Source organism: Poritiphilus flavus (assembly GCF_009901585.1).
Classification (GTDB): Bacteria; Bacteroidota; Bacteroidia; order Flavobacteriales; family Flavobacteriaceae; genus Poritiphilus; species Poritiphilus flavus.
In genome coordinates this window covers 184,166-207,012 of the sequence record NZ_WXYO01000005.1, presented here as the reverse complement: position 1 = coordinate 207,012, position 22,847 = coordinate 184,166, and the positions used below count along the sequence as shown (strand labels likewise).

15 protein-coding genes are annotated in these 22,847 nt (G+C 45.2%); 2 read left to right on the top strand and 13 right to left on the bottom strand.

Going from position 1 to position 22,847, the window contains the following annotated elements:
- Positions 1-2: 2 nt before the first annotated feature.
- From GTQ38_RS11190 to uvrC, 8 genes are all read right to left on the bottom strand, one after another.
- Complete coding sequence (locus GTQ38_RS11190; RefSeq protein ID WP_161435608.1) at positions 3-2,702, bottom strand: TonB-dependent receptor; 2,700 nt, start codon at positions 2,700-2,702, stop codon at positions 3-5.
- Positions 2,703-2,872: 170 nt separating this feature from the next.
- A complete protein-coding gene (pgi, locus tag GTQ38_RS11185; protein WP_161435607.1) occupies positions 2,873-4,510 on the bottom strand; it encodes a glucose-6-phosphate isomerase in 1,638 nt (545 codons plus the stop codon).
- A gap of 1 nt (position 4,511) precedes the next feature.
- Complete coding sequence (locus tag GTQ38_RS11180) at positions 4,512-5,795, bottom strand: peptidoglycan DD-metalloendopeptidase family protein (protein ID WP_161435606.1); 1,284 nt, start codon at positions 5,793-5,795, stop codon at positions 4,512-4,514.
- Complete coding sequence (locus GTQ38_RS11175; protein WP_161435605.1) at positions 5,795-6,766, bottom strand: tryptophan 2,3-dioxygenase family protein; 972 nt, start codon at positions 6,764-6,766, stop codon at positions 5,795-5,797. Before GTQ38_RS11175 ends, GTQ38_RS11180 begins: the two co-directional genes overlap by 1 nt.
- A gap of 129 nt (positions 6,767-6,895) precedes the next feature.
- Positions 6,896-7,675 carry a DUF3108 domain-containing protein gene (locus tag GTQ38_RS11170; protein WP_161435926.1) on the bottom strand — a complete coding sequence of 260 codons (780 nt, stop codon included), beginning with the start codon at positions 7,673-7,675 and terminating at the stop codon, positions 6,896-6,898.
- 427 nt (positions 7,676-8,102) lie between these two features.
- Positions 8,103-9,245, bottom strand: coding sequence for a 4-hydroxyphenylpyruvate dioxygenase (hppD, locus tag GTQ38_RS11165; protein WP_161435604.1), 1,143 nt, complete (start codon positions 9,243-9,245; stop codon positions 8,103-8,105).
- Between the two features lie 211 nt (positions 9,246-9,456).
- The gene (locus tag GTQ38_RS11160) at positions 9,457-11,706 is read right to left on the bottom strand and encodes a patatin-like phospholipase family protein (protein ID WP_238857905.1); all 2,250 of its coding nucleotides are present in this window, start codon (positions 11,704-11,706) and stop codon (positions 9,457-9,459) included.
- Positions 11,707-11,721: 15 nt separating this feature from the next.
- Positions 11,722-13,509, bottom strand: a complete 1,788-nt coding sequence (gene uvrC, locus GTQ38_RS11155; RefSeq protein WP_161435602.1) for an excinuclease ABC subunit UvrC — start codon at positions 13,507-13,509, stop codon at positions 11,722-11,724.
- A 585-nt stretch (positions 13,510-14,094) separates the two neighbouring features.
- On the opposite strand from uvrC, the gene GTQ38_RS11150 reads away from it, so the two are divergent.
- Positions 14,095-14,655, top strand: a complete 561-nt coding sequence (locus GTQ38_RS11150; protein ID WP_161435601.1) for a 5-formyltetrahydrofolate cyclo-ligase — start codon at positions 14,095-14,097, stop codon at positions 14,653-14,655.
- On the opposite strand, the gene GTQ38_RS11145 is transcribed toward GTQ38_RS11150, so the two are convergent.
- The 4 genes from GTQ38_RS11145 to ileS all read right to left on the bottom strand — a co-directional run bounded on the left by GTQ38_RS11145 (position 14,643) and on the right by ileS (position 19,868).
- Positions 14,643-15,341 carry a lipoprotein signal peptidase gene (locus tag GTQ38_RS11145; RefSeq protein WP_161435600.1) on the bottom strand — a complete coding sequence of 233 codons (699 nt, stop codon included), beginning with the start codon at positions 15,339-15,341 and terminating at the stop codon, positions 14,643-14,645. The two genes, GTQ38_RS11150 and GTQ38_RS11145, sit on opposite strands and share 13 nt — an antisense overlap.
- Before the next feature lie 75 nt (positions 15,342-15,416).
- Positions 15,417-16,061 carry a hypothetical protein gene (locus GTQ38_RS11140; RefSeq protein ID WP_161435599.1) on the bottom strand — a complete coding sequence of 215 codons (645 nt, stop codon included), beginning with the start codon at positions 16,059-16,061 and terminating at the stop codon, positions 15,417-15,419.
- 17 nt (positions 16,062-16,078) lie between these two features.
- The gene (locus tag GTQ38_RS11135; protein ID WP_161435598.1) at positions 16,079-16,462 is read right to left on the bottom strand and encodes a TraR/DksA family transcriptional regulator; all 384 of its coding nucleotides are present in this window, start codon (positions 16,460-16,462) and stop codon (positions 16,079-16,081) included.
- Positions 16,463-16,466: 4 nt separating this feature from the next.
- Complete coding sequence (ileS, locus tag GTQ38_RS11130) at positions 16,467-19,868, bottom strand: isoleucine--tRNA ligase (protein ID WP_161435597.1); 3,402 nt, start codon at positions 19,866-19,868, stop codon at positions 16,467-16,469.
- Positions 19,869-20,056: 188 nt separating this feature from the next.
- On the opposite strand from ileS, the gene GTQ38_RS11125 reads away from it, so the two are divergent.
- Entirely contained in the window at positions 20,057-20,401 is a 345-nt protein-coding gene (locus GTQ38_RS11125; RefSeq protein ID WP_161435596.1) for a hypothetical protein, read from the top strand.
- Positions 20,402-20,434: 33 nt separating this feature from the next.
- Here GTQ38_RS11125 and GTQ38_RS11120 read toward each other — a convergent pair whose 3' ends face one another.
- Positions 20,435-22,846, bottom strand: a complete 2,412-nt coding sequence (locus tag GTQ38_RS11120) for a TonB-dependent receptor plug domain-containing protein (RefSeq protein WP_161435595.1) — start codon at positions 22,844-22,846, stop codon at positions 20,435-20,437.
- Position 22,847: the final 1 nt, after the last annotated feature.

The following is a 22,847-nucleotide window of genomic DNA, read 5'->3' as shown; positions in this document are numbered from 1 at the left end:
GTCTAAAAAGTATAACGCGCGCTTACGTTAAAGGTCCTTCCAAATCCGAAGAATACCTTGTTGCTGGTGTCAATTCCTCTAAAGGTTCCATTACCTCCGTCAAAATTATTTGTCAAAGATTCAGCAATGTACTCCGTATCAAAAAGGTTATTTACGTTGGCCGCGATACTGATAGCCTGATCGTTTCCAAAGTTAAACGTATAGTAGGCCCCAACATCCATATAGCTGTAACTTGGAAGCCTGAGTGATCCCTCGTTATCCTCAAAATCAAAGTCTTCCGCAGCAATTTGCGCAAACAACCTGGAGGCTGTAAAAACGCTACCGCTTAGCTTAAGGTTTTCCATAGGCCGCACATTCATTTCCAGGAAGGAAGTGAACTGAGCCGCATCCCCAACTTTTACATTGTCAAGGAATAAGGTTACCTCCGGATCAACCAGGTTCCTTTCATCGTCAAAAGCAGCACCTGAGGCATTTCCTCCGTATTCCCAGTTACCGATGGAAAGCATTCCACGGAAACTGATCACCTGAGAAGCCCGGTAATCCGCTTCGATCTCCAATCCGGTATGGATCTGCTCAATGCCGTTGATGTTCGCAGTACCTTCGTCTCCGGCATCAGTAGTGATACTCAGATCCTGGAATCTGTCTTTCCAGGAAGTCCTGTAGATATTGACCTTTGCCCTAAAGTTCTCCAGGTTAAGACCGTATCCGGCCTCGAGGCCAAGGATCTTCTCATTGACAAGGTCCGGATTCAGCTGATTGTCGAAGTTAAGGTAAACCGCATCAAACAAGGGCTGCTTGGAATAGTATCCGGCATTGACAAATACGTTATTCGCCTCGTTAATATTGTAGTTAACACCACCTTTGATGTTTCCACCAAGGATGTTCTCCCAATCGGTTTCCTGAGCCGGATCAGAATCCAGGTAGTTAAAGTAGTCGATCCTTTTGAATCCCTGGGAAGACAATCCTCCCTGAAGGAAAGCCGAAACCGTTCCGTCTGAGTATTCTAACTGTCCGAAAACTCCTCCCCATCTTACCAGACCATCATTGTAGTAATCTATTTTCGGTTCAGCATCAATATCCTTGAATACATTCACGATAGAGGAAAAATCAGACTCAATTACACCATCCGCCCTGATAGTATTTTCCGGGTTGTTGATGTCGTCGTCATCAAAGTAACCGTCAGCGCCAAGAAGGTTGTCTACCCTTCTGTAGTGAATCCCTTTGTAAGATCTCAGGTCGACCCCAATATCCCAATTCCACTTTTCATTGATTTCCGTATGGAAGTTGGCGATAGCACCGAACCAGTTGTGTGAATTGATAGAAGCCCTTCTGATGATACCATCTCCAAAGCTTGTAATGATGGTCTCACCCTGTGCGTTTGGTGCGATCTGATATTGGTTGCCATCGTAGAAAGTAACTTCTTCCCCTGAATTGTACCTGGAGATAAGATCGTAATCTACCTGTCCGTTTGATGGGATCCTGTATCGGCTGCTGCTCGCGAAACCAAAGTTTGGTCCAACCCCAATATCGCCTGTTCCTCCACCTCGTCCGAAAGAAGCGTAAACGGAAGAAGAAAGGGTAGACTTATCATTTACCTTCCACTCCCAGTTGAAGGAAGCGATTGGCTTGTGATAGAAGTTCCTTCTCCATCCAAATTGCTCTCCGTTAAGGAAGCCGTGGTTGAAGTTGTAACGCGCCCCGTATTGCAGGTGATCTTCGATAGTAGCCACATTAAAGAAGCTGGAAGTTCTTTGGTTGTGTACCTGAGGAGCTCCTGTAAGGATGAACTGGAAGTTATGCCTGTCATTAGGCTCATATCCCAGACCGATAAAGTAGTTGTAACCTTCGAATCTTGTACCTTGAATGTATCCGTCTCCGGATGTTCTTCCCAAAAGAATGGAAGTGGCAAAACCTTTATCAGATTTTCCTGAGTTGTAAGAAACGTTGGTTTTTAAGTAACCGTTATTACCCCCGCTAAAGGTTACGGCCCCACCTTCTTCTTTTTCGGTAGATTTTGTGATGATGTTGATGGTACCTCCAACAGAAGAGATCGCCAGTTTTGAAGAACCCAGCCCGCGCTGTACCTGCATAGCGGTGGTTACATCGCTTAGGCCTGCCCAGTTACTCCAGAATACCCGGCCGTTTTCCATATCGTTTACCGGGATACCGTTGATCATGATCGCCGTGTTCTGGGAATCAAATCCGCGAATGTTGATACGACCGTCTCCGAATCCGCCCCCGGTTTTGGTAGCGTAAATGGAAGGGGTAGATCTCAGGATCTCAGGTAATTCCTGGGAGCCCAGTTTTTCCTGGATCTCTGTGGCCCTGATGGTAGAAACGGCTACCGGAGTTTCGCGGTCTTTTGCGATATCCAGTATTCCGGTTACCACAACGCCTTCCAGTTCTTCAGCGTCTGGTTGCAGTGCAACGGTACCTACGTCGCCCGGACCGGAGAATCCGACCCTTGCGCTTACAAAACCGATGTAAGAGATTACCAATGTTCCCGAGCTTTGAGATACTTCAATAGTGAAGTTCCCATCAAAATCTGTAGAAACCCCGTTGTCAGTTCCCTGAACGACTACATTCGCTCCGGGTAGCGGGCCTCCTAATTCTCCGTCTGTAACTTTTCCTGTAATTGTGCCTTGTGCGAAAGCCGATGAACTTACCAGAAAAGCCACGATTAAAGCGTAGAATTTTCTCATTTTCGTTGTATTTAGTTTATCATTTTTGTTCTGCAAAAGTGCTGTATTCAGACCACCTCCGCGTTAAGACAATGTTAAATTAGCTGCGTTAAATTTAACATAAAATTTTCATAAAATACATTGAAAAACAAGAAGTTATCCACCGCTCCAAAAACTGTTAGAAAAGGGGATTATTTCTTAAAATATTGCAAAAGTTGTAATGTAGAGGCGTCGTGATTACCTTTTTCGGAAGAAGTGATCTCTTTGAGGATATTTGAAGCCAGTTGTTTTCCCAATTCCACACCCCACTGGTCGTAGCTGAAGATGTTCCAGACCACCCCCTGAACGAAAATCTTGTGCTCATACAGGGCGATAAGGGTCCCCAGGCTTTTTGGAGTGAGTTTGTCTATAAGTAAGGTATTGGTGGGCTTATTTCCTTCAAAAACCTTGAAGGGTAAAAGACTATTCAACTGCTCTTCGGACATCCCTGCCGCCTTTAGCTCGCTCAAAACCTCATCTTCTGTCTTTCCGTTCATCAGGGCTTCGGTTTGGGCGAAGAAGTTGGCCATTAATTTGTTGTGGTGGTCTTCATCCCCGTGGAGGGATTCTTTGAAGCCAATAAAATCCGTCGGGATCAATTTGGTTCCCTGATGGATCAGCTGGAAAAAGGCGTGCTGGGAATTCGTTCCCGGCTCCCCCCATATTATGGTCCCGGTTTCGTAGGGGACCCGGTGGCCTGCCCGGTCTACGCTTTTGCCGTTGCTTTCCATGATACCTTGCTGCAGGTAAGCTGAAAAACGGCTGAGGTACTGGGTATAAGGTATAATTGCCTCGGTTTCCGCTCCGTGGAAATTGTTGTACCAGACACTGAGTAGCGCCAGGATTACCGGCATGTTCTGATCAAAGGAAGCGGATCTAAAGTGCATATCCATCCCGTTCGCTCCTTCCAGAAGGGAAGCAAAATTCTTATAACCTACCGCTAGTGCAATGGATAGTCCTACGGCACTCCAGAGTGAGAACCTGCCGCCTACCCAATCCCACATCGGAAATACATTCTGCTCGGCGATGCCGAATTCGGCTATTTTTTCAGTGTTTGTAGAAACCGCTGCAAAATGTGAGGCAATGTCAGCTTCTGAGGCGTGTTTTAGAAACCATTTCTTAATGGTTAAAGCATTGCTTAGGGTTTCCTGGGTGGTAAAGGTTTTGGAAACCACCACGAAAAGGGTTGTTTCAGGATGCAGTTCCTTTAGGATCTCGTGAACATGATCCCCATCCACATTACTTACAAAATGAGTACGTAAGTGGTTTTTGTAGAATTTCAGGGCTTCGGCAACCATGGCCGGCCCCAGGTCGGAGCCTCCAATCCCGATATTGACCACATCAGTAAAGGCTTTTCCGGTATACCCCTTTTTTTCGCCTGAGATAACCGAATCCGTGAAAACCCTGATCTTCTCCCTGACACTGTATACCTCGGGTATCACATTGATACCGTCAACAAGGATCTCATCGTCCTTACCAGCCCTTAAGGCGGTGTGCAGTACGGCTCTGCCCTCTGTCTGATTGATCGGATCTCCTTCAAAATAGCTTTTAATGGCTTGTTCCAGACCCGTTTGCTCTGCTAATTCCAAAAGCAGTTCAAACGTTTCTTCGGTGATCCGGTTCTTGGAGTAATCGAGGAAGAAGTCGTTCCAGCTCAGGCTAAACTTTTTGGCCCTGGCCTCATTACTGCTGAAAAGGGACTTTAAGTTCAGGTCCCTGTTCAGATCATAATGTGCTTTAAGTTTTTTCCAGGCTTCGGTAGTCGTTGGGTTAGTGTTCTCGAGAGGCATTTTATTCGTTGAGTGTTAAGAGATCTTCCACCGGCTCTTCTTCTTCCGGAAATTCTATGCAATCCAATTGAGCCTTTACCGGGTCAATATAAGCGTAATAGGCGGGCCTTAAGGGTTCCGGTAGCGGATCTGCCGCTGGCAATTCTTCGCGCAGAGGATCTACCTGCCTGCCGTTTTTCCAGAAGCGGTAACAAACATGAGGGCCGCCGGTATTTCCGGTCATCCCGATCCAGCCAATGACATCCCCTTGTTTTACATTATCCCCACGCTTTACATTCTGATTCCTCATATGCAGGTACTGGGTACTGTAAGTGCCGTTATGCCGGATCTTTACATACTTTCCATTCCCTCCTCTTCGGGTAGACTCCGTAACCACCCCATCTGCCGTGGCCATGATAGGAGTGCCAATTGGTGCGGCATAATCTGTTCCCTTATGAGGTCTAACCTTATAGCCATAATAGCGTATACGTCTTTTTAAGTTGTATCTCGAGGAGATCCGACTGAATTTTACTGGTGCCCTAAGGAAAGTCCGCCTGAGGTTATTGGCCTCATCATCAAAATACTCCATGATGTTTTTAAGGGAATCGTTCTCATAGGCAAAGGCGTATAGCGGCCTTCCGTTGTGCTCAAAGTATGCTGCTTCAATGGGAGATGACCCGGCGTAGATGGAATCATTGACATATTTTTCCTTGTAGATCACTTTGAATTTATCCCCTTTCTGGAGCCTGAAAAAATCTATGGTCCAGGCGTAGATCTCAGAAAGTTCATGCGTGATGTAATAGTCTATTCCCTGTTCCAGGATGGCATCGGAAAGACTGGTCTTGATTACCCCGGAGGCCTCTCTCTGAACGTATTTTACATCCTTCTTCTGCTTGTAAGCCACCACATCATCCTTTCTGAAGTCTACCACGGTATAGTTGACCACGTCGTTCTGATAAATGAAGATCTGGGCCGCTTCTGTGGTATCCTTGGATTTTAGAATGAGATAAGGTTTGCCAACTCTTATCTTGCGTACGTCAAAAGTATCTCGGAATGATTCTGAAACCTTGGCGATCTTGGGGTAGTCCACCTTGTTTTCGAGCATCAGCTCTCCAAAGCTATCCCCTCTGCGGACGGTGTCCTGAACAATGTTGAAGTCTTCAAGATTGAAACCAAATTCCTCCCGGGTTTCAGGTTCAGTGATTTGTGCAATCTCCTTTACCGGATCCTCCTTTGGTTTTGGTTTTTCTTCATTACAGGAAAACAGTATAGCTACTGTTAGTAGGGCGCCCCAGAATTTTTGCATTACTCGTTTTCTATTTTTTCGGGGTTAAAGATATGGTCTACCCATTGCTTTCCCCAATTATTTAACTCTGTATTTGTGTGTAAGCTCGGATAAAATACGACTTTTTGAAAACTTGGAGGCAGGTATTCTTTCCAATTTGTTCCTCCGGTTGCCTCTATTTCCTGGTCTTCTTTATTCAGGTATCTGTGAGCAGAGCCCATATGTACCAAAGGCCAGTTTACGTTCGCATTGACATCCATCTTTTTTAACGCATCTACGAGCGCTTTATTATGTTGACTCTCAAGAGGTAAATTAAGGTATTTGTGGTATATGGTATTCCCTTTCAACTGTTTTGCAGTCCGGATAAACCTGGGCGTATAGCGATACTCAAATTGCTTAAGTGTGAGGGTCTTCTCCCCTGTAGCCAGGTCTGTTGCTCCTTTTTTCCAATAAATGTGTTCGTAAAGCTCCTCAATACTGTTAGATTCTGAAAACCGGGGACGGTCTGTGTGGTGAACCAGATTCTCCAGGCCTGTGGCATAGATCTCTATCATACGGTATTGTGCAGACTGAAAACCACTAGCTGGTAAGAGGGCCATCCGATACTGCAGAAATTGCTCCCGCTCCATTCCACGGACCATGATACTAAATGAGGATATCAGGGCTTTATAGTAGTTGTTTATCCTGTTCAGCTTTTCCGTAAAGAAATCTGGGTTTTGCGATTTATCGTCCACGATCTGCTTTTGCTCGTGCAGGATGAGTTTGAAATAGAGTTCCGTGATCTGATGATACATAATGAAGATCTCTTCATCCGGAAAGTGGGTTCTGGGAACCTGCAGGCTCAATAGAGTGTCCAGGTGAATGTAATCCCAGTAGGTCAGGTAACGCTGATACAGTAACCCATCGAGATAAGAACTCATATCCTGGCCGGAATCCTTGTACTTTTCTTCCAGTTTTGAGATCTGGGCCTCAATGCGCTCCTTGTTTTTCATTGGATCCTTAGGTTTGCCCAAATTTAAGGCAAATAAACAAAAGTCTGAGCCTTAAAGATCATAAGGTTTACACAAGAAAAAAGGTGTTTGAAGGAGATTGGTTGCCCGGGAATTTAGCCGGGGCAATCCTTAGTCCATGATAATTTTGAACTGGTTCTTCAGGCCGTTATAACCGTCCAGGTCCGCTTTGATAGAACCAACGGCCAGATCCGCCTTAACCCGGATCGGAATCTTGTTCTTGTCGTTAGAGACCCATAATGACAAGCTCTCCTGCTCTTTAAAGACACGGCCGGATTGTACAAATGGTCTGAACTTCAGACACTCTACCTTACCGTATTTGGTCTTAAGTACCTCCTTACCGAGGTACCTGAGTCTGAACTTAAAAATGCCATCATCGTCATACAGCATTGCCAGCTCTATATCCTCCCCAATGACCAGGTCTTCTAATTTGTAGTTGTTACGCAGGTAATAAAAGGCGGAGATCAGATCCTGAATACTGTCTTTGAAAGTGAAGTTGAACTTTTTGTTGTTCTTCTTATCGTTGAGAATGGCCGTATCACTGTCGTGATCAAAATTGATCTCTATATCCTTGGTATAGCCACCCTCGTATATTTTACGGATGAATTTATAGGGTTTTCCATCTTCTTTGCCAAAATAACTCTCATAGGTGTCGTCTACCTTAAAGAACAAACTGGCAAAACCCGTGGTCTTGCCTTTTCCCACCACGTGATATACCGGAACACTATCTATTTTCGCCGAGTATACCTGAAGCGTAGCATAACTGGCATTCAAAATACCGTAGTGCAGCCGGAACTTCAGCCATTCGCCCGGCTTAAATGCTCTGATATTGTCCTGGGCCGTCAGGGATAGCGTCAGGAACGCGAAAAGTATCGTTAAATACCTTTTCATCATGGCAAAATTTTGGTTTAAAATTACTAAATGCTCTTCAACTTGTATTAGCTAAGTGTTATTTAAACAAATTTTATTCCAAAGTATTGTGCACAATGCCTTACAGTCGTTAAAAAGCTATAATAATAGTCGATTTTCGTATTGATCCTTACCCTGAATCTACTACTAACACCGCTACAATGGCCGTTTCACAAGAGATTGGTATAAAAAAAGCCCCGACGGGCGTCGGGGCTTTTCCTAAATAACCAACCAAACTTTAAATTATGAAAAACCAATACTTAAAGTAATAAGGGAACCACCCCTTATGTGTTACAAATTTAATACAAGAAAAGCTTTACAGAATCCGTTTTAACGTTCTTTAACTCTGATCTTAACAATACTTTATGCTTGCTAATTTAAATTTTGCAAATCCTTAAGAAAAGTGGCTTTATAAAGTCCCTCTGGAGGCCTGTTCGCGCTCAATAGCCTCGAATAACGCCTTGAAATTTCCCTTCCCGAAAGACTTAGCGCCTTTGCGTTGAATGATCTCAATAAACATCGTTGGTCTGTCCAGTATAGGCTTGGTAAAGATCTGTAGCAGGTAGCCCTCGTCATCCCGGTCTATCAAGATGCCCAAATCCCTCAGCGGGGCAAGATCTTCGTCTATCTCACCCACTCTATCCAGCACATCTTCGTAATAGGTGGCAGGAACGGTAAGAAATTCCACGCCACGATCCCTCAAAGCTGAAACCGTTTCTATAATGTTGTCCGTCGCGAGGGCCATATGCTGTACCCCGGCCCCATTGTAGAACTCAATGTACTCCTCAATCTGAGACTTCTTGCGGCCGTCTGCCGGCTCATTGATCGGAAACTTGATCCTACCGTTGCCGTTGCTCATCACCTTGCTCATCAATGCGGTATATTCAGTTGAAATGTCCTTGTCATCAAAGGAGACCAATTGGGCAAAGCCCATAACATGCGCATAGAACTCGCACCATTTGTTCATTTCGTTCCAACCGACATTTCCCACCATGTGGTCAATGTATTTCAAACCTACATCCGAAGGCCTGTAATGCGGTTCCCATTTGCGATAGCCCGGCATAAAGACCCCTGAATAGTTAGATCTTTCCACAAAAATGTGAACCGTTTCCCCATAAGTATGTATGCCAGAAAGCACAACTTCGCCCTGATCATCCTTAATGGTGGTAGGCTCCATATAGCTTTCGGCCCCTCTTTGGGTTGTTTCCTTATAGCTTTTGGTTGCATCGTCTACCCAGAGGGCAATGGCTTTTACGCCGTCACCGTGAGCATCTATATGCCTGTTAATATCCCCTCCCGATTTCAGGGGAGAAGTAAGTACAAGCCTGATCTTGTCCTGTTGAAGCACGTAGGATACCCTGTCTTTAAGCCCTGTTTCCAGGCCGGCATAAGCCAGTGGTTGAAACCCCCAGGCCGCCATATAGTAGTGAGCTGCCTGTTTGGCATTGCCCACATACAGTTCCACGTGATCTGTTCCCAGTAGTGGTAAAAAATCTTCCGCTTCCGGATTTTCTTTTGGTAGTTGTAATGAAGTTTTATCTAGTGTTGCCATGATATGTTTTCTTTAGAATTGATGTTGAATAACAGTATACCATGCGGACTTAAACCCGCTAAAGTTGGAGGGGTCTACCACATGGCCCTGAGGTGAGCCGTTATATCAATTCTCAGATTTAGCATTCGGAGTTCGCTATTGGACAAATATCGGAAAAAACCATCAAAAAATCCGTTAATAGAAGTAGGGAATAATTGGAATGTACAAGCCGTTAAAACCAGTACCCCACACTGAAAAAGAAATTTCCGTCCTGCACCTCTGGCGACCAGGAATACAGTACCTGTACCGGGCCAAAAAAGGACTCCCAGCCATAACCCACGCCATAACCTGAAAAATCAGGGGCCGTGAACCACTCCCCGGTCCTGAAAATATCATCGTCTACATTGGCAAAATTTGCGGCGAAGATCACATGATTTTTCGGGGCGAACTCCAAATCCAGCCTTCCATACGCTTTCACATAACTGTTCCCTGGAAGGCTTAAAAAGTCGTATCCCAGAAAAGGAACGAAGTTATTTATCAGGTTGTTCCCATATCCTCCAAGCACAAAATCCAGGGCGGTGACATTGGAGGTCCCCAGTTTGAAACCACCCTCTGTTTCAATATTGATGGAGAGATTCGGAAATATTGGGAAGGCAGTCCCCATCCTGGCTTTGGCGATAGAAAACTCTTTAAAGTTGTCGTTAAAATCCGAGGAAAAAAGATAGAAATGGAAATCCCCGTTAAAATACAGACCCCGGGTTGGAAAATACCGGTCATCGTAAGTGTCAAGGATCAACTTACCGTAGGTGCTGAAATAATTGCTCTTTTCGAAAAAAGTGCGAAAGTCCCCTTCCGGCTGGAAGGATTCCAATTCGTCTTCAGGTGGTTCGTTTAAGGTGGTTGTACTGTACTTCAGAAATTTGTGCTCCAAACCAATGCTAAAGGCGAATTCTTCCTGTAACACGGTTTGCAGGTATATCTGGTTGGTAAAGTCAGACACGTCCAGGTTCAATTTACTGATGTTCGGATCTTCGATCACATCAAAATTAGACTGGATCACACTGAAGTCTATCTCCCTGCTGAAGTCATTAAAGCGCGAATTGATACCAAAACTCCAGTAAAAACCTTTATCCACATAGTACTGCAGATTATAGCGTACATTGTCTCCGAGGATGAAATCAAAAGAGGCTACGTCGTCATCCAGCAGCACATTCTTTTTGGTCAGGTTGATAAGGGCACCACTTTTATACAGATCGTCGTAGTGGGCGCCGATCCTGATCAGGGTTTTGTTAGGATCTTCGCGCAATTTCAGGATAAGATCTTCCCCCAGACCATTAGAGACCAATTCGTATCTTATGGTCTTAAAGTTGCCTGTAGCGGCAAGGTTGCTTATCCCCTGTTGCAGCTTTTCAAAGGTAATGCGCTCCGCCAGGTTAAAACGCAGTTTTCCCTTTACATAACCGCGAGTGTAGTTGTTGTTACCTCGAAGTATTAGTCGGTTTATGATGATGGTATCTTTTGTGATTATAGGCTGGGGTTTCGGCTTTTTTTGCTGCTTTGCCGCCAGGGCCTGAAGGGCATCGGACTGGGTCATTGCCGCGGCTTCCCCATTCTGCATGATCTCCTCTTTACGGTCAAAATCTATAACGGAAAAGGACTCCATATCAGGCCTGATATAAATATCGGTCTGTCCGGACTTTTCCTGCATGTCCCGCACCGTCCGGAAATTGTTGATCTGGAGCAGTATCTCAGTTGCGGAGGAAAGGGACTCCCGGTCCCGCAACCCGTGTTGCACATCCACTCCTATGATGATATCCGCTCCCATATCCCGTACCTCCATCACCGGATAGTTGTTGAGAACACCCCCATCTATCAGCACTTTCCCATCCACCTCAGTAGGTTCAAAAAGGGAGGGAAAAGTACCGCTGGCCATGATGGCTTCCGGAAGGTATCCTTTGTCAAGCAAAACCTGTTCTCCTTTCTCAATATCCGTGGCAATACAGAAGAAAGGTATAGGAAGACTGTCGAATTCATCAATATCCTTTACGTGATACAGCAAACGGACCAGTTCGTTATAAATGTTCTGCCCTCCTGAGATAGCCTCCGGAAAGGAAATTTTGAAATTGTTGAACGGCAGGGTCAAGGCGTACCTTTCTGAATCCTCTTTTTCGTAAAAGGTCTTTGCGCTTCTCGGCAGATTGTCCTGTATAAGATTAGTAAAATCCGTATTTCTGAAAATGGAATCCAGCTCTTTCGCTGAATAGCCGGATGCATATAACGCCCCGACAATGGCGCCCATACTTGTTCCTCCTATATAATCGACCTGTACCCCAGCTTCTTCGATCACTTTTAAAGCCCCTATATGCGCGATGCCTTTGGCCCCTCCTCCACTTAAGACCAGCCCTACCTTAGGCTGCTGCTCCTGACCCATAAGCAGCGAAGCAAATAAAAGAGCCACAAGAAAGGACGCTATTTTTTTCATCTGCCTCATTCGCCTTTAGTGAAAGTTCTCATAGATTTTTTTCGCCTTCGCCATCCCGACCGTTTTTGAAAGATCTTCCATACTCGCTTCTTTGATCCTTTTTACAGACTTGAAGCGCTGCAAAAGCTCGTTGGCGGTTTTCTCTCCTATGCCCTCAATACTTTCCAGTTCAGAATTAATGGCCGCCTTGCTTCTCTTGTTCCTGTGAAAGCTTATTCCAAAACGGTGAGCTTCATTCCTCAACTGCTGTATGATCTTTAAAGATTCTGATTTTTTATCGAGGTATAGAGGGATGGGGTCTTCAGGAAAATAGATCTCTTCAAGCCTTTTGGCAATCCCAATGATGGCGATCTTTCCTCTGAGCCCAAGAATGTCCAGGCTTTTGAGTGCCGAAGACAACTGTCCTTTTCCACCGTCTATTACCACCAGCTGCGGTAGTGATTCTCCTTCGTTAAGCAAACGTCTGTACCTTCTGAAAACCACTTCTTCCATGGAGGCAAAATCATCCGGCCCCTCAACAGTTTTGATATTGAAATGGCGGTACTCTTTTTTGGCAGGTTTCCCGTTGCGGAAAACCACACAGGCCGCTACGGGGTGACTTCCCTGCATATTGGAATTGTCAAAACACTCAATATGCCTGGGTTCGGCAGACAATCTCAGGTCTTTTTGCATTTGCGCCATGATACGGTTGGTATGCCGGTCCGGATCGGTTATTTTCACCTGTTTGAAGCGTTCCTGCCTGAAAAACCTGGCGTTTCGTTCGGAAAGGTCCAATATCTTTTTCTTATCGCCAAGTTTGGGCAAGGTAAGCTTTATATCCTCTGAAACAGCTATGGGAAAAGGCACATACAATTCCCTGGATTGGGAGTCGAATCGTTGCCTGATCTCCACTACCGCCAGTTGCAAAAGCTCTTCGTCTGTTTCGTCCAGCTTCTTTTTGATTTCCATGGTATGGGAACGGATAATGGAACCATGGGAAAGCTGTAAAAAATTGACATAGGCAAATGCCTCATCGGAAATTATGCTGAATACATCCACATTGTTGATCTTCGGATTGACAATGGTGGACTTTACCTGGTAATTCTCCAGTACTTCTATTTTATCCTTGATCCGTTGTGCCTCCTCGAACTTCATTTCTGCGGCCAAGGACTTCATGCGCTTTCGGAAGTAGGCCAGGGAGGTTTTAAAATTTCCCTTGATGATCTCCCGAATATCCGCAATCTGATTGTGATATTCTTCAGCACTTTGCAGACCCTCACAAGGCCCCTTGCAATTCCCAAGGTGGTACTCCAGGCAAACCTTGTATTTGCCAGCCTTAATTTTCTCTTCGGAGAGATCGTAATTGCAGGTACGCAAAGGATAGACGCTCTTTATGAGATCCAGGAGGGTTTTAACGGTCGTCATCCTGGTGTAAGGGCCGAAGTATTCAGAACCGTCCCGGATCAATTTGCGCGTCGGGAATATTCTTGGAAAACGCTCATTCTTAATACAGATCCAGGGGTAAGATTTGTCGTCTTTCAACTGTACGTTGTAACGCGGCTGATACTTTTTGATCAGGTTATTCTCCAACAGTAGCGCATCTGATTCCGTAGGGACCACGATATGCTTGATCAGGCTGATCTTCTTAACCAGGACCCTGGTTTTGCCATATTCATGAGTTTTGGCAAAATAGGAGGAGACCCTTTTCTTAAGGTTCTTAGCCTTGCCTACGTAGAGTATTTTTCCCTCAGAGTCATAGAATTGGTAAACCCCGGGATTATCGGGAAGTGTACTTAGCTGTATTTCGATTGAAAGTTCAGGCATTCGCTCTATTCAAGTGTGTAGCGCTCTAACAAAGATAAATTTCCAGGGCATTCCAACGCACTAGCCCGGACGTTTTTAACGCGGATTCCATAAAATTCGACAAAATGCTCTTTATTCCTGGATTAAGATCGGAAATGACCGCTCTCTTATTAGCTGATTTAACGCGTTTTATCCATCCCCACCAGGCGAGTTTTGCAGGTCTCTATGTCCGCTGATCTGTGTATTTCAACAGGGTCGTTTGCCGGATGGCTAAAACCGGTTTTTGTAGTGTTTTTATTTAACTTTTTGATTATCAATGTCTTACATTTAAACCGCTTAAAATTTTAGTTACTTTTTGGTTAGCTGAATGTTAAAAAAATTCCAAATTTGTGCATTTCATCGATGAATAAGGGCATTTTATGGGGATTTATATATTTTTTTTATTTACATTTATAACATCAAAAACTAGCACAAATATGGACAACTATCTTATTACCTTGGGTATGTACCTTATTCTGATGCTGTTTATTAAGATTTATTTTGCGGTCACCGCAAAAGATTAAATTTGAAGTAAATAGTTCCCCACCCAGAGTTTAACAGACCCTGATGCTTAAAAAAGATCTTAGGTCGCAGTATGCTAAACTAAGAGAAAAACTTTCTTTACAGGCGCTTAACAGCGCCAGTTTAGTTTTAACTAACAAGCTATTAGACCTCCCTATCTGGGACCTTCATTTCTACCACATTTTTTTACAGATTGAAGAGAAGAAAGAAGTCAACACTTCTTTCCTGCTCTCTGTACTTCAGGGTAAGGACAAAAACATTGTGATCCCCAAAATCGAAGGCAGGTCTGAACTCCGGCATTTCCTTCTTACAGACAATACGGTATTGAAAAAGAACAGCTGGAACGTCCCGGAACCTGTGGCGGGCCTGGAAGTACCTGTTGAAAAAATAGATGTGGTCTTTATGCCGCTTTTGGCCTTTGATAAGTCTGGTAACAGACTGGGTTACGGGAAGGGGTTTTACGACAACTTTCTCCGGCAATGCAGACCGGATGTGATCAAGATTGGTCTTTCTTTGTTCGAAGCTGAGGAAGCCATTCCCGAATTACAGGAGTCGGACATCCCCATGAACTACTGTGTTACTCCTAAGGAAACTTATATATTCTGAGGCTCCTGCTGCTCTTGTTGTTCCTGCTGTTCTTCCTGGACGGATTGTTCTGAAATCACTTCCTTATCCTTTTCCTTCTTTCCAAAAGCCTTCTTATTAAAGACGATCAGTATGCCTACGCCGGTACTTATTGCGGTGTCTGCAATATTAAAAACGGGCTCAAAGAAGCGAAAGTCGTTTCCTCCGATGAACGGCATCCATTCCGGCCAGGTGGTATCTATCATCGGGAAGTATAACATATCTACCACCTTTCCGTAGAAAATACTGCCATAGGGTTCATCCGAAAACAAGGTTGCTACCTGATTGTAGCTATCGTCAAAGATCACCCCGTAAAAAACAGAATCGATAATATTTCCAAAGGCTCCGGCAAAGATCAGGGAGACCGAAATTATAAGCGTTTTGGATGCCTTTTTGGCCACAATATCATAAAGCCAGTACCCGATCCCTACTATGGCAAAAAGTCTGAAAATGGTGAGGATCAGTTTTCCGGCAGAGTCCGAAATGGGCAGGATATCACTCAATTTTGTGCCCCAGGCTGCTCCTTCGTTCTCAATAAAAAGTATTTTGAACCAGCTGAATACCTCCACCGGTTCCCCCAAAACAAAATGAGTTTTCACGTATATTTTGGTGATCTGGTCTATCAGCAGTACAAGTACAATAAGCAGCAGGGAATATCTTAGACGCATGAGCATAAAATGGATTGGGCAAAAATAGGGATTATTAGGCAATAGCCGTCAAGAATCTCATCATTCACAAATAACTTAGAGTTTGTCCGTTTTACTAATCGTTACATTACCTGAAGTGGTACGGAGCAAATACCGATTGTCCCCAGGCGGGATCCGCGTGTCCTTTACCGTACCGAACTTGGACAGGGCGTCTACAATACCGGCCTCACTGTAAACCAGAATATCCCCGCTTGCAGTGGTTACCGCGGTGTCGTAGCCCACATTGTTCAGTATGCACCTGCCATCATCAAGAGTTACTGAAAGCGCTTTGTAATTTCCGCTTACCGTGATGTTGCTGTTGGTCCCGTAGACCTTCACCTGCCTGAATTGTGGAATACGAACGATCAGGGCAATAGAAACCACCTTGTGAGCGCTTAGCTTGTCATTAGGGTTCCTGAAATTGGGTTGAAATCCCGCGCTGACCTTAAGGGTTGTGCCTTCTTCACTTATTTTAACCAAAAGGTCTTTGCTGTATTCGCCTTCAATGCTTGCCTCAACAGTCAATTCTTCGCTGGCCGAGTTCTGCAGTTCCACTTCGAAACAGTTGGCAGTATCTACCTGAACCGATCTTATCCCGGGGCTGATCAGCTTTTTCTCAATTAGCTTTTGCCCCAATAGTCCGTTGGAAAAGATCAGGAATAAAAGTACTATAGCTCCCCTTTTCATAAAAAAACGCCTCATGGAGGCGTTGTGCGGTTCTACTTTTGCATGTTTTTCGCCTCAATGCTGAGTGTGGCGTGGGGAACTAACTTCAGCCGTTCCTTATTGATGAGTTTTCCGGTTACCCGGCATATTCCGTATGTTTTGTTCTCAATTCGCAAAAGAGCGTTCTTGAGATCGCGTATAAACTTCTCCTGCCGAATAGCCAACTGAGTATTTGCCTCTTTACTCATGGTTTCAGACCCCTCTTCAAATGCTTTAAATGTCGGGGCGGTATCATCCGTACCGTTATTCCCGTCATTCATATAGGAGCTCTTCAATAATTCTAAATGGCTTTTGGCTTTTTCGATCTTTTCCTCTATGAGTACGCGGAATTCTTCTAACTCCTTATCCGAATATCTAACTTTTAAATCTTTTGCCATTGTTTTAGTGTTTTTGAATAAACAATTTCGTATTTACTTCATCAAAGGTAATCTCCGTACCTCTTTCCAGTCTTTCTTCAAAATCCAGTTCTGCAGTTAAGGTTTCGGTTTTGATGTAATCCATATTACTTGCCACCGCTTTTTCTACAGTTCCGTCTTTCAATATTTTGATATTGATTTTGTCCGTCACCTCAAAACCTGATTCTTTTCTCAGATTTTGAATCCGGTTAACCAGTTCCCTGGCAATGCCCTCTTTCCTCAGGTCTTCATCGATTGTGATATCCAGGGCTACAGTCAGCGGGCCTGAACTAGCCACCAGCCATCCTTCTATGTCCTGAGAAGATATTTCTACTTCCTCTAACTGTAATATAATACTTTTATTTTCTATCTCCAGCGTTATTTCGCCCTGCTGTTCAATTTTTTTGATGTCTTCCTGGTCCAGTTTAGCGATCGCCTGAGCCACTAATTTCATATCTTTTCCGAACCTTGGCCCCAGAACTTTAAAGTTGGGTTTGATCTGTTTTACCAGGATACCGGATGCATCGTCCAGCAATTCTATCTCCTTAACATTGACTTCGGACTTGATCAGTCCGCTTACCGCCTCGATCTCTTGTTTCTGGGTCTCGTCCAGCACAGGGATCATGATCTTATGTAGGGGTTGCCTGACCTTGATCTTCTGTTTTTGCCTGATCGAAAACACTAAAGACGCTATATCCTGGGCCTTTTGCATCTTGCTTTCAAGGGCAGGGTTGATCATCGCCTTATCGGATTTCGGAAAATCTGCCAGGTGCACACTTTCAAAAGGCTCTTTCCCACTTGCAGCGATCAGGTCCTTATAAAGCCTGTCCGCATAGAATGGCGCTACAGGAGCCATCAGTTTGGCAATGGTTTCCAGACAGCTGTACAAGGTTTGATAGGCCGCGATCTTATCCTGTTGATAGTCGCCTTTCCAGAACCGCCTCCTGCTCAGCCGTACATACCAGTTACTCAGTTTTTCCTGAACAAAATCAGAAATGGAACGGGCCGCACGGGTAGGTTCATAATCCGCATAAGCCGCATCCACAATTTGAACAAGGCTGTGCAATTCGGAAAGGATCCACTGGTCTATTTCCGGCCTGTCTTTTAGAGGTATAGCCTCCTCCTTATAGGTAAAAGCATCTATATTGGCGTAGAGGGCGAAAAAGGAATACGTATTGTACAGGGTTCCAAAGAACTTCCTTTTTACCTCAACGATACCTTCTATATCGAACTTTAAATTATCCCACGGATTGGCATTGGATATCAGGTACCACCTGGTGGCATCTGCACCGTGCTCATCCATGGTCTCGAAGGGATCTGCCGCATTTCCGAGTCGTTTAGACATCTTTTTGCCGTCCTTATCCAACACCAGGCCATTAGATACCACATTGCGGTAAGCCACAGAGTCAAAAACCATAGTGGCTATGGCATGCAGGGTATAGAACCATCCCCTGGTCTGATCCACCCCTTCGGCGATAAAGTTTGCGGGAAAGGTGATATTCTTATCGATCAGGTCCTGGTTTTCGAAAGGGTAGTGCCATTGCGCATAAGGCATGGAACCACTGTCAAACCAAACGTCTATCAGATCGTTCTCCCGCCTCATGGGTTTTCCGGAGGCTGAGACCAGCACGATCTCATCCACGATATTCTTGTGAAGATCGATTTTATCATAGTTGGCATCACTCATATTCCCAACTTCGAAATCCGAGAATACCTCACTTTCCATTACTCCGGCCTCTACTGCCTTCTTCATTTCATTCTTCAGCTCTTCCACGGAACCGATGATAATTTCTTCTTTGCGGTCTTCGGTTCGCCAGATAGGTAATGGTATCCCCCAATACCTGGACCTGGAGAGGTTCCAGTCGTTGGCATTGGCAAGCCAGTTTCCGAAGCGTCCGTCCCCGGTGGCTTTGGGTTTCCAGTTGATGGTCTGGTTCAGTTCGTACATGCGGTCCTTCACTTCCGTGACCTTGATGAACCAGGAATCCAGCGGATAATAGAGTATGGGTTTATCCGTACGCCAGCAATTCGGGTAGCTGTGAACGTACTTTTCTACTTTAAATGCTTTGTTCTCTTCTTTGAGCCTTATGGCAATCTCTACATCCACAGACCTTTCCGGGGCAGTACCCTCCTCGTAGTACTCATTCTTGACATATTTGCCAGCCAGCTCTTTCATCTCCGGCCGGAATCTTCCCTGCAGGTCTACCAGAGGTACGGGGTTTCCATGTTCGTCCAGTACGAGCATTGGTGGAACGGCTGGCTTCGCTTTTTGAGCGACCTGCATATCGTCTGCACCAAAGGTAGGTGCTGTGTGAACTATCCCGGTACCGTCTTCGGTGGTAACGAAATCCCCTGCAATTACGCGGAACGCGTTTTCCGGATTCTGATAGGGTTGTGCATAATCCAGAAGCTGCTCATAAGAAATTCCAACAAGCTCTTTCCCCTTAAAGCTGCTATGAATGAAATACGGGATCTTTTTGTCATTTTCAGCATATGAAGCCAATTCTCCTTCATCTTCAACTTCAAAAAATCGCCCGGAAAATACTTTCTCAACCAGGGTTTTGGCCAGAACCACAGCCACGGCTTCAAAAGTATATTGATTGAAAGTCCTTACCAGTACATATTCAATCTTTGGCCCAACGGTCAGGGCCGTATTACTGGGTAGGGTCCACGGAGTGGTGGTCCATGCCAGGAAATGTATATCGCTTCCTGTAGCGCTTAGAAATTCAGGAAGGCTGTCTTTTTTAGCTTTAAATTGCGCTATTGCAGTAGTATCCGTTATATCCTGATAGGTTCCGGGCTGATTCAGTTCATGAGAACTAAGTCCGGTTCCCGCCTTTGGCGAATAGGGTTGGATGGTGTAACCTTTGTACAAAAGGCCTTTGTCATAGATCTGCTTGAGCAACCACCATACAGATTCCATATACTTGGGTTCGTAGGTGATATAGGGGTCGTCCATGTCTACCCAATAGCCCACGCGCTCGGTCATATCATTCCAAACATCGGTATAACGCATAACGGCCTTTTTACAAGCCTCGTTGTACTCCGCTACTGATATTTTCTTACCGATATCTTCCTTGGTAATCCCAAGTTCTTTTTCCACTCCCAGCTCAATGGGCAATCCATGGGTATCCCAGCCAGCCTTCCGCTTCACCTGGTATCCCTTCATGGTCTTATACCTTGGGAAAATATCCTTGATGGTTCGTGCCATTACATGATGAATACCGGGCATTCCATTAGCCGATGGAGGGCCTTCGTAGAAGACAAAAGGCTCCTTGCCTTCCCGGGAAGAAACACTTTGTTCAAACACGGCCTTTTCTTTCCAAAAATGCAGTATCTCTTCTGCTACTTTTGGTAAATCCAGTCCTTTGTATTCCGCAAACTTCATAAGCTACACTTGGAGTGGCACATTTTAAAGACCGCAAAATTAGTAAATTTAGATGGAATTTACAGGGGTTTAGGCAAAAACACCATGGGAATCCAGGCCTTTTTAGGCGCTGATATAGAGGCAACTGGTTTTCTTGAATTTTTGTACTGGCCCCAATCAAATGTAGGTAAGCTTAAAATCAAAAAAACATGAAGAAATCTGTATTAGTACTAATCACATTGATGGCGATGAGCTTTAGCCTGGTTTCCTGCGAGGGCTGTGCCAAAAATGCCCAGGAAGCCACTGAAGAAGCGGGGGCAGCTCTGGAGGAAGCCGGTGAAGCCCTGGAAGAGGCAGGCGAAGAGCTTCAGGAAGCCGGACGTGAACTGCAGGAAGCAGGCAAGGACGCCATGGAAAATGTAAAAGAGGCGGGGGAGCAGCTAAAGGAGGCAGGCAAAGAAACCGCTGAAGATCTCAAAGAGGTTAAGGAAGATCTCAAAGAGGTAGCCACAGAGGTGAAAGAGGAAATCAAAGATGCTACGGACGACAATTAAATCCCAGGATGCTCAAGATTTAGAGCCCCGTTTTTAGAAGGAGTAATCTACACTGAGGATAAGGTTGGTCCCTGCAGAAGCTATACCGGAAGAATACGGCCGGTATCTTTGGTTGGTGATGTTTTCCAGGCTCAGGGTAGTACTTAGCGCATTGCTGATCTGGTATTGCGACCTGAAATTCAAGGTGTACCAGGAGGGTGAAAAAGGGTCACCATTGTCGTCTTCGGTGTATAGAAAAGGCTTGTTCCGCTCAGACAACGCGAGGTCATCAAAATCGATCTCACCATTGTAGTTCAGAAACAGATCCGCTTTCAGGCGCTGGTCTTTCCAAATCAGGTGGAGATCCCCAAAAGTAGGCGCCGCGTGCCTTGCCGCCGAGTCTATCCCACTGTCGTCTTCTTCTATACCTTTAGTAAGTGTCAGGTTAGATTTCAAGGAGAGGTTTTGGGTAAGGAATGCGTCTAATCCGAACTCAAAACCATATACATAGGCTTTGGCCGCATTTTGAATCGCCTGGACATTGCTCAATTCCCCATTGTACAATATCTCTGTCTCGCCGTTAAAGTCAAAGTCCCTGCGTACAAGTGCGTCCACAAGATAGGTGTAGAAAACAGCCCCGTTGAACACGAGTTTGTCCTTTAGGTTCTTGTGAACTCCAAGTTCTACATTATAGGCGTATTCCGGTTCCAGATTGGGGTTGGGAACCACCACAGAACCGGGTTCCGAATCAAAGACCTTCCCTATATCATCAATGTTGGGCGCCCTAAATCCTGTAGAGCCATTGGCGGTTACCTGAAAGTCTGCCCTGGGGAACCAACTAAACCCAAGGCTACCGGTAAGCGCCCCATTGTTGAGTCTGGCGGCGGAAAATGGAAATGGAAAATAGGTACGGTCAAAAACCGCGTCTATCCATACATGACTATATCTCAATCCAGCCATATAAGTGAAATTTGGCCTGCTTTTGAATTCTGAGTTTATATAGCCCGCGATGGTCTGCCAGGTAGCTCCATCCGGATAGCGTGAGGCAGCGCTGGCGATCAAACCGGAAGAGATATTTTCCTGATAGCCATTGGAATGTACTTTATTGAAAACGTATTCCCCTCCGTAATACAGCCTGAGGTTCCCGATCTTTTTATTTTCGAAATCCAGGTTTACGGAGAGGGCATCCACCTTTTCCCTCGCAGTAAAACGGATGGGGTCCTGAAACGCGCGTTCGTTTCTGCTCTCTTCAAAATGCTGATAGGCCGTGGTGAGTTTGACCCCGTCGTAAAATTTTCCCCGCCCTTTTTTGGTGATCTGGACGTTACTCATAAACCATTTTTGAGGCCCGTAAAACCATTCAGCCGAACGAAGGCCGGTGCCATCGGTATTCGGCCGGATCAGGCGGTCATACCTGGCAAAATCCGAAGTTTCCGAATAATAAAGTGACAGGTCGTAATTCCAATTGTTATTGGGTTTGTGGCGGATCTTTTGCATCAGATTGATCTGCTCATAACCCGTAGGTATTTGCTTTTTTGGGTTAGCGTTAGGAACAAGAAAATCAACATCATTTCGCCTGAGGACAAAGTTGTTCCTCAGATAGCTGTCCGGACCGTGGCTACCCATGCGGAGATCCCCAAAATCCGAATAAGAAACACTACCCAGAAAGGCCCATTTTTTTTTACCGAAATTGAAATCCGCGTGTATGGTGTGCTCTTCATTGGCTGAGGCGAAGCGATACACGGAATTTCCGGATATGCTCATACTGTCTTTTTGGGAAAACTGGGCGGGCTTGGTAAAAAAGTTCATGACCCCACCAATCGCATCACTTCCGTAGATTACAGAACCCGGACCAAAGATCACTTCCGTATTCCGCACGGAAAAGGGATCTATAGAAATGACATTCTGGATGTTCCCTCCCCTGAAAATGGCATTGTTCATACGTACCCCATCCACAGAGAGTAGAAGCCGGTTAGTTGCAAATCCGCGAATCATCGGACTGCCTCCCCCTAGCTGACTTTTTTGAACAAACACCTGTCCGCTTTGCTGTAAAAGGTCCGCTGCTGTTTGCGGATTCGTAAAGGCCACCGATCTGGCATCAATAGTGGCTACTTTTTGCGGTATATCCTTTTTTTGCTGCTCCCATTTGGAAACGGACATCACTACTTCGTCTAACTGTTCCGGACTCAGGGTAAGGTAGACCCTGGAGCCTCTCCTAAGGATCTGGGCTTTAGTACTCTTTTTATACTGATAGCTCAAATGGACAAATTCAAGCCGTTCATTACGGTCAAATACGGAGAGGTCACACTTGCCGTCAAAATCAGACAGGACTATCCTGGATTTGTCCTGGTTGTGCACTACTACATTGATCACCGGCTCCCGGGAATCCGTATCCAATATGGTGATCTCCTGTGCGAAGACGAGCTGGGAAAGCAGGCAGGTTATGATGAAAGCTATTCTTCGCATA

What these genes read in the sequence shown, in the direction of transcription:
- GTQ38_RS11180 (WP_161435606.1), bottom strand. Translation starts at nt 5,795, where the DNA reads ATGCAAAAATTCTGGGGCGCCCTACTAACAGTAGCTATACTGTTTTCC.
- GTQ38_RS11170 (WP_161435926.1), bottom strand. Translation starts at nt 7,675, where the DNA reads ATGAAAAGGTATTTAACGATACTTTTCGCGTTCCTGACGCTATCCCTG.
- GTQ38_RS11125 (WP_161435596.1), top strand. Translation starts at nt 20,057, where the DNA reads ATGAAGAAATCTGTATTAGTACTAATCACATTGATGGCGATGAGCTTT.
- uvrC (WP_161435602.1), bottom strand. Translation starts at nt 13,509, where the DNA reads ATGCCTGAACTTTCAATCGAAATACAGCTAAGTACACTTCCCGATAAT.
- GTQ38_RS11135 (WP_161435598.1), bottom strand. Translation starts at nt 16,462, where the DNA reads ATGGCAAAAGATTTAAAAGTTAGATATTCGGATAAGGAGTTAGAAGAA.
- ileS (WP_161435597.1), bottom strand. Translation starts at nt 19,868, where the DNA reads ATGAAGTTTGCGGAATACAAAGGACTGGATTTACCAAAAGTAGCAGAA.
- hppD (WP_161435604.1), bottom strand. Translation starts at nt 9,245, where the DNA reads ATGGCAACACTAGATAAAACTTCATTACAACTACCAAAAGAAAATCCG.
- GTQ38_RS11160 (WP_238857905.1), bottom strand. Translation starts at nt 11,706, where the DNA reads ATGAAAAAAATAGCGTCCTTTCTTGTGGCTCTTTTATTTGCTTCGCTG.
- GTQ38_RS11145 (WP_161435600.1), bottom strand. Translation starts at nt 15,341, where the DNA reads ATGCGTCTAAGATATTCCCTGCTGCTTATTGTACTTGTACTGCTGATA.
- pgi (WP_161435607.1), bottom strand. Translation starts at nt 4,510, where the DNA reads ATGCCTCTCGAGAACACTAACCCAACGACTACCGAAGCCTGGAAAAAA.
- GTQ38_RS11140 (WP_161435599.1), bottom strand. Translation starts at nt 16,061, where the DNA reads ATGAGGCGTTTTTTTATGAAAAGGGGAGCTATAGTACTTTTATTCCTG.
- GTQ38_RS11120 (WP_161435595.1), bottom strand. Translation starts at nt 22,846, where the DNA reads ATGCGAAGAATAGCTTTCATCATAACCTGCCTGCTTTCCCAGCTCGTC.
- GTQ38_RS11150 (WP_161435601.1), top strand. Translation starts at nt 14,095, where the DNA reads ATGCTTAAAAAAGATCTTAGGTCGCAGTATGCTAAACTAAGAGAAAAA.
- GTQ38_RS11175 (WP_161435605.1), bottom strand. Translation starts at nt 6,766, where the DNA reads ATGAAAAACAAGGAGCGCATTGAGGCCCAGATCTCAAAACTGGAAGAA.
- GTQ38_RS11190 (WP_161435608.1), bottom strand. Translation starts at nt 2,702, where the DNA reads ATGAGAAAATTCTACGCTTTAATCGTGGCTTTTCTGGTAAGTTCATCG.